Below are 7,134 nucleotides of genomic sequence, written 5' to 3' on the forward strand. Positions count from 1 at the left end.
CTGTTTCTGCTGTGGGTGTGAGTGGCTCGGCTCGTCAGGATCCTGGAGTCGTGCCTGTTTTTATCAATCGTGCTCAAGTGCTGGGTCCCGCGATCCAGGTTGCTGCTGTGAAACTTGAACGACTCATTGAAATGCCTGCATTCTTTGATGGATCGCAGTCATCACCTAGCCGCCCACTGGGGCAGTTGCCAGTTGGTCCAAACTTTATGATTGACGTTGATAGGCTTGTTAAGCGTCAGCAGGAGATTAGGCGACTTGATTCGCTGATCGCGGCTAATCCTGCTAACGCTTCTGCTCACTATCAGCGTGCGAATCTCTCTTACAGTATTTCTGATCTAGATGGCGCGGCTCAGGGTTATTCCCGTGTACTCGAGCTGCAGCCTGATTACGCTGCCGCATTCGTTAATCGGGGTGCCATTCGTCGCAAGATGGGTGATCTGTCAGGGGCATTGCGCGACTACGACAGTGCAATCGCCTTGGCGCCCCGGGATCCTGATGCTTATCGCAATAGAGGCATAGCGCGTGAGCTGATCGGTGATCTCAGTGGTGCTTTGTCCGATTGGGATCGAGCCGCGAGTCTCGGCGACCAAGATTCCAAGCAATGGCTTTTGGCCGCAGCGCCCAGGTCTGTGGACCTGAACATCGAGAGCCTTACTCGCATGCACTCGGCGCCTCGAGTCGCGCCAGGCTTGGTCTCTGCTCTTTCTCGGCCAGCAGCTCCGGATCCCAAGGTCAACAAGCTCACTGTGGCGTTGATGTCGAAGCCTCAAGATGCTGCGCTGCTTCTGCAGCGGGGGACTGCGTTCCTGAGGTCCGGCCGTTTCGATCAAGCAGTGGCTGATTTCACTGCGGTTCTGGGAGTTAATCCCGCGTCGGTCAAGGCCATCTTTAACCGTGCCGTGGCTCGTCGCCAGTTAGGTGATCTCAACGGCGCCCTTGTTGACTACGACCGCGTGATTCAGTTGTCCCCGAAGGACGGTGATGCCTACCGTAATCGTGGCATTGTCAAACAGCAGCTTGGCTCTCTCTCGGGCGCCTGCGCTGACTGGGGTGTCGCGCAGGCTTTGGGGGATGCTGAGGCGAAAGCCTGGATCAGAGACGAATGCCGTTAATCGCACTCGGCTTGTCTTGATTGATTCAGGCCCGCTGCGGCCTCAGAAATACACGTCGACGCTGCCGCGGCCGCTGGTCTTGAGCCAGTTCTGGGCCTCGATGTAGTTGTTGGGGGCCAGACGGATGGCCTTCGTCCACAGATCGGCAGCCTGATCAAAGTGGCGATCCGCCAGATCTGCGTCGCCCTTTTCCTCGGCCAGAGAGCCCAGGTGGTGATGAATCACCGCCATGTTGTTGAGGGCCTGCGGCATCTTGCTGTTGAGATCGAGGGCCTGGCCGTACTGGTCGAGTGCTTTCTCGTGCTCACCATTGCTGGCGTACACCAGTGCCATGTTGTACAGGATGAAGGCGCGGTCGTTCGGGTCTTCCTCGAGCTTGAGGGCTTCGGCGTAGTTATCCAGAGCCTCGGCATATTCCCCGTCAGCTTGGGCGCTCATGCCATCGCGGTAATAAGCGAAGGCCTCCTTGGCGCGCTGGTTGGTGGGCAGCACCTTGAGGATCAGGTCGGCCATCACCGTGAAGCTCTTGTCGATGAAGTTGTCGTTGCGCTGGGAGCGGGGCACGGCGGTCTGGGGAGCTTCGTGGGCCCATCCTCACCTGCCTGCTGCGCTAGCTGCCTGGGCTGTTCGCACTCCCTAGCCTGAGAACCATCAACTGCCAGCACCTTGAGTAGCGGCCCTCCATCCGCCCCGCAGCCGGTGGCTGCCTTGCTGCTCGAGGTGGAGGGCATGAAATGCGGCGGCTGCGTGCGAGCTGTGGAGCAGCGCTTATTGGCTCAGCCGGGCGTGCACCAGGCCAGCGTGAGCCTCCTCAACCGCACCGCCTGGGTGGGCTTGGATCCGGCCCGGCTGGAGGAGGCAGGCCGTGACCCCGCCGAAGGCCTGATCGAGGCGCTTCTCTCCATGGGCTATCAGGCCCATCGCCGCGAGGAGCAGGTGAGCACGCCAGCGGAGCGGGCTCAGCAGCAGAGCTGGTGGCAGCGCTGGCAGCAGTTGGTGCTGGCTCTGGTGTTGCTGCTTCTATCGGCAGCGGGGCACCTGGCAGAGATGGGCCAGCTTCCTCTTCCCTGGCTGGCCGACATTCGCATTCACGCCCTGGTGGCCACCTTGGCTCTGGCCTTGCCGGGCCGTCCGATTTTGGTGCGGGGCTTGCGTTCGGCCCTGGCCGGTGCCCCTGGTATGGACACGTTGGTGGGCCTGGGTATGGCCAGCGCCTACCTCGCCAGCCTGGTGGCGTTGATCTGGCCGGCGGTGGGTTGGCAGTGCTTCTTCAACGAGCCGGTGACTCTGTTGGGGTTCGTGCTGCTCGGCCGGTTTCTGGAGGAGCGTGCCCGCTTCCGCACCGGCCGCGCCCTGCAGGAGCTGGCGCGGCTGCAGCCCGATGAGGCCTTGCTGGTGGTGGGCACGGAGCCCGAGGCGATCACCCGCCCGGTGCGGGTGGGTGCCCTGCGCCCTGGTGATCGCTTGAGGCTGTTGCCCGGAGATCGGGTGCCCGTGGATAGCCGCGTGCTGGAGGGCCTCTCCAACCTGGATGTTTCGAGCCTTACCGGTGAACCGTTGCCCCAGCAGGTGAGCGTGGGCTGCGAGCTGGCAGCCGGCAGCCTGAACCTGCAGGCTCCATTGCTGCTGGAGGTGGTGCGCCCGGGGCGCGACAGCGCCGTGGCGCGGATTATTGCTCTGGTGGAGCAGGCCCAGTCGCGCAAGGGGCCGATTCAGGGGCTCACCGATCGGGTGGCTGGCCGTTTCAGCGTGGCGGTGATGCTGCTGGCACTCGCCACCTGGCTGTTCTGGTGGTTCTGGGGCGCCCAGCTCTGGCCTCAAGTGCTGGCAGCCGCACCGGCGGCCCATGCCCATGGCGCTCACAGGAGCCTGGGGCTGGCTGCAGAAACCCCCTTCGTGCTCGGCTTGCAGCTGAGCATTGCGGTGCTGGTGGTGGCCTGCCCCTGTGCGTTGGGGCTGGCTACGCCGGCAGCCATCACCGTGGGCACCGGCCGCGCCGCCAAGGCCGGCATCCTGTTTCGCGGTGGCGACGTGATCGAAACCGCCGCCGCGCTCAAAACCGTGTTCTTCGATAAGACCGGCACCTTGAGCATCGGCCGGCCCAGCCTCAGCGGCCTCTTGGCAGCCAACAGCGGCACTGGCAGCGATGCTCTGGTGCAGCTGGCCGCCAGCCTCGAGGCCGACACGCGCCATCCTTTGGCTCACGCCCTCCTGCAGCGGGCCCAGGAGCTCGAGCTCCCCCTGCTCCCGGTGCAGCAGCCGCGCACCATCGCTGGCGACGGACTGGAGGGAGAGATCGAGGGCTACGGCCGCTGCCGCTTGGGCCGTCCGGGCTGGATCGCCGCCTCGGGTGTGGCCTTCGCCCCTCAGCAGCAGCGCTGGCTTGATGAGCAGGAGGCCTGTGGTGCCACGGTGGTGGCCCTCAGCGCCGAGCAGCAGTTGCTCGCTCTGCTGGCCATCGAAGATCCGATGCGGCCGGATGCCCCCGAGGCCTTGGCGGACCTGCAGGCCATGGGCCTGCGGCTGGGCGTTCTCAGTGGTGATCGACAGGGCCCTGTAGCGCGCCTCGGTGCGGCCCTGGGGCTGCGCCCTGAGCAATTGGCCTGGGAACTGCTGCCCCAGCAGAAGCTCGAGCGGTTGCAGCACGGTGGTGCCAAGGGCCCTGTCGCGATGGTTGGCGATGGCATCAACGATGCCCCTGCCCTGGCGGCTGCGGATCTCGGCATCGCGGTGGGTACCGGCACCCAGATCGCGATGGATACCGCGGACCTGGTGGTGCTCGGTGATCACCTCACCGCCATTCCCCAGGCCCTGCGCCTGGCACGCCTCACCATGGCCAAGGTGCGCCAGAACCTCGCCTGGGCCTTCGGCTACAACCTCCTGGTGTTGCCCATTGCCGCCGGTGCACTGTTGCCGGGGTTCGGTGTGGTGCTTTCTCCTCCTTTGGCAGCCCTCTTGATGGCCCTCAGTTCAATCACCGTGGTGGTGAATGCCCTCCTGCTCGGTGCTGATGACTGAGCGCGGCCGTTTTCTGGTGCTTGAGGGAATCGATGGCTGCGGCAAGACCACCCAGATCCAGCACCTGCGCCAGTGGCTTCCCAGCAGCGGCCTGATGCCCGCGGGCGCCGAGCTGGTGGTCACCCGTGAGCCCGGTGGTACCGAGCTGGGCAGCGCCCTGCGTGAACTGCTGCTGCATCCTCCTGGGGCCGCGGCACCCTGCAGCACTGCCGAGCTGCTGCTCTATGCCGCCGATCGTGCCCAGCACGTGCAGGAGTTCATCCGGCCGGCGCTCGAGGCGGGGCATTGGGTGTTGAGCGATCGGTTCAGCGGCTCCACCGCCGCCTACCAGGGCTACGGCCGCGGCCTGTCGTTGCCGTTGATCGAGCAGCTCGGCCAGATCGCTTGCCGTGGCTTGCAGCCGGATCTGACCCTGCTGCTCGATGTGCCACTGGCAGAGTCGCTGCGGCGGCGCGGTCATCGCCCAGCTGATCGCATTGAGGCCAGCGGTGAAGCGTTTCTGGCGCGCGTCTGCGCTGGGTTTGTGGCGCTGGCGGCTCAGCCTGGCTGGCAGCGGCTCGATGGAACGCAACCAGCCGAGCAGGTGAGCGCAGCCCTGCAGGAGGCCATCACCCAGTGCTGCAGGGCTGATCGCCCCGGCGTCGATGGCTGAAGCGTTGTTCGCTGGATTGGTGGGCCAGCAGCAGGCCACCGCTTTGCTGTTGGCGGCAATCGAGCGTCAGCGGTTGGCTCCGGCCTATCTGTTTTGCGGCCCCGATGGCGTTGGTCGGTCCATTGCGGCTCGCCGGTTTCTGGAGGGTGTGATCGCTGGGCCTGGTGGTTCAGTATCCGTGCGGCGCCGGCTCCAGGAGGGCAACCATCCGGATCTGCTCTGGGTGGAGCCCACCTACAGCGAGAAAGGTCAGCTGGTGCCGGCCTCCAAGGCCCTGGAAGCTGGCGTAAGCCGGAAGGCACCGCCGCAGCTCCGCCTGGAGCAGGTGCGGGCGGTGTCGCAGTTTCTGGGTCGCCGGCCTGTGGAGGCCGAGCGCTGCCTGGTGGTGATCGAGGCGGTGGAGGCCATGGCCGAAGCTGCGGCCAACGCTTTGCTCAAAACCCTCGAGGAGCCTGGAGATGGCCTGCTGATCCTGCTCACCGCCGCGCCTGATCGCCTGCTCAGCACGATCCGCTCGCGCTGCCAAGCGATTCCCTTTGCCCGTTTGGCGCCAGAGCAGCTGCAGCAGGTGCTTGCTGAGCAAGGGTTTGAGGCCGGTAGCCCCGATCCGCCGGAGCTGGTCGAGCTTGCGGCTGGTTCCCCAGGCGCCTTGCTTCTCCAGCGCAAGCACTGGCAGGCTCTGCCGGAAGGTTTGACCCAGCGCTGCGCCGAGTTGGTGGGAGCCGGCTCCAGCAGTGGAGCGCTGCGATCCCGGCCGGTCAGCCCGGTGGAGGCCTTGAGCCTGGCCCGTGATCTCTGCGAAGCGCTGGAGGTGGAACAGCAGCTGTGGCTGCTCGATTGGTGGCAGCTGCGCCTGTGGCGTTTGAGCCACAACGCAGCTCAGCAGCAGCGTTTGGAGCAGCTCCGGCGCCAGCTCCGCTCGTTTGTGCAGCCGCGGCTGGCCTGGGAGGTGGCGTTGCTGGAGCTCAGCGGCGTTGCGGCCGCCTAGGCAGCACTGCGGCGACTGGCGCGTGCGTTGTGCACGAGCTGGGCGAGTTCCTCTTCATGGCTGCCGCTTGGAAGTTCCAGGCAGTAGCCAGCGCCGTAGACGGTTTTGATGAAGCGGGGTTTGCGCGGATCGGGCTCGAGCTTGGTGCGCAGATGACGCACGTGCACCCGGATGGTCTCGATGTCGTCGTCGGGCTCGTAGCCCCAAACCTCTTTAAGGATCAGCGACGGCGCCACGGTCTGGCCATGCCGTTGCAGCAGGCAGTGGAGCAGCTCGAATTCGAGATGGGTGAGGCGCACCGGTTCATCGAACCAGATCGCCTCGAAGCGCTCAGGCACCAGGGTGAGGGCGCCGTAGCTGAGGATTTCGTTGTGTTTGGTCGAAAGAGGCGCGCGGTCGCTGCGGCGCAGCAGTGCCTTGATCCGCACCAGCAGCTCTTCAAGATCAAAGGGCTTGGCCAGGTAGTCGTCGGCGCCTGAGTTGAAGCCACTCACCTTGTCTTTGGTGCTGCCCAAGGCGGTGAGCATCAGGATCGGGATGCCTGTGGTGCGCTCGTCGCGCCGTAGCCGCTGGCAGAGGGTGAGGCCATCCACCTTGGGCAGCATCAGATCCAGGAGGATCAAATCAGGGGTGTACTGCAGAGCGAGTGCCTGGCCCTTGATGCCGTCTTCAGCGCGCTGCACGTCGAAACCGCTGTGCTCCAGGTGGCCGGCCACCAGCTCGCGCATGTCGCTGTCGTCTTCGATCAGCAGGATGCAGGGCTTCATGGAGGATCTCCGCTCGTGGCGTGCAGGCGCTGCGGGGGTGTGTCCGCTGTTCGTTGCTCACATTCTCTCTAGAGAGTTGAGGATCTGCAGAAGTTCTGGCTCGGCTTGATGGTCTGCGTGCAGCTGGGATCCTCTGCTCTCACTGGGTTTTGACGCCAAGTGCAGTTGAATAACGCGACAAGATTTACAGGTTTTCTTCCGTTTGCCCTGTTGCAAATTGTCGATCAATGATGCGATGCAGCGTCGCACTTGCTGCGCTTGGTTGTCCCGGCGGATGCCATGAAAAAACCCCAGCCAGAAGGCTGGGGTTTTCAAGCTCCCCGGGCGGGATTCGAACCTGCGACCAATCGATTAACAGTCGATCGCTCTACCGCTGAGCTACCGAGGAATGTGGCCCTTACGGGCGCTCGAAGACCTTACCCCTCAGCCCTTCCCGCCCGCAAGGGGGGCGAGCTGTCGCTGCAGCGTTTCGCCGCTGTGCCACGGCCCAACGCAGCCCCGTTGCATCAGGGCGGCGCCATCGCACCAGCGCAGCTCTTCAAGGCGATGGGTGATCCACAGGGCTGTGATCGGCTGCTCGTGGCGATCACACAGGGA

The 7,134-nt window shown here is 64.6% G+C and carries 6 protein-coding genes and 1 tRNA gene; 4 read left to right on the forward strand and 3 right to left on the reverse strand.

What is annotated here, in order from left to right; translation table 11 throughout:
* Nucleotides 1-1,112 (forward strand): tetratricopeptide repeat protein (locus ACIQ2E_RS10975; protein ID WP_398330236.1); only part of this gene is annotated, 1,112 nt, incomplete at its 5' end.
* 42 nt (nt 1,113-1,154) lie between these two features.
* Here the strand turns inward: ACIQ2E_RS10975 and ACIQ2E_RS10980 are convergent.
* Nucleotides 1,155-1,676, reverse strand: coding sequence for a photosystem I assembly protein Ycf3 (locus tag ACIQ2E_RS10980; RefSeq protein WP_296370379.1), 522 nt, complete (start codon nt 1,674-1,676; stop codon nt 1,155-1,157).
* Between the two features lie 102 nt (nt 1,677-1,778).
* Here ACIQ2E_RS10980 and ACIQ2E_RS10985 point away from each other — a divergent pair, with 102 nt between their 5' ends.
* The 3 genes from ACIQ2E_RS10985 to ACIQ2E_RS10995 are packed head-to-tail and all read left to right on the forward strand — an operon-like array spanning nt 1,779 to nt 5,770.
* Nucleotides 1,779-4,130, forward strand: a complete 2,352-nt coding sequence (locus ACIQ2E_RS10985; protein ID WP_398330240.1) for a heavy metal translocating P-type ATPase — start codon at nt 1,779-1,781, stop codon at nt 4,128-4,130.
* The gene (tmk, locus tag ACIQ2E_RS10990; RefSeq protein WP_398330243.1) at nt 4,123-4,782 is read left to right on the forward strand and encodes a dTMP kinase; all 660 of its coding nucleotides are present in this window, start codon (nt 4,123-4,125) and stop codon (nt 4,780-4,782) included. The genes ACIQ2E_RS10985 and tmk overlap by 8 nt, the downstream gene beginning before the upstream one ends.
* Complete coding sequence (locus tag ACIQ2E_RS10995; protein WP_398330246.1) at nt 4,775-5,770, forward strand: DNA polymerase III subunit delta'; 996 nt, start codon at nt 4,775-4,777, stop codon at nt 5,768-5,770. Before tmk ends, ACIQ2E_RS10995 begins: the two co-directional genes overlap by 8 nt.
* Here the strand turns inward: ACIQ2E_RS10995 and ACIQ2E_RS11000 are convergent.
* Complete coding sequence (locus ACIQ2E_RS11000; RefSeq protein ID WP_296370386.1) at nt 5,767-6,537, reverse strand: response regulator transcription factor; 771 nt, start codon at nt 6,535-6,537, stop codon at nt 5,767-5,769. The two genes, ACIQ2E_RS10995 and ACIQ2E_RS11000, sit on opposite strands and share 4 nt — an antisense overlap.
* Before the next feature lie 316 nt (nt 6,538-6,853).
* A tRNA-Asn gene (locus ACIQ2E_RS11005) sits at nt 6,854-6,925 on the reverse strand.
* Nucleotides 6,926-7,134 lie beyond the last annotated feature (209 nt).

Origin of the sequence: Vulcanococcus sp., assembly GCF_044369115.1 — a bacterium.
Taxonomy (GTDB): domain Bacteria; phylum Cyanobacteriota; class Cyanobacteriia; order PCC-6307; family Cyanobiaceae; genus Vulcanococcus.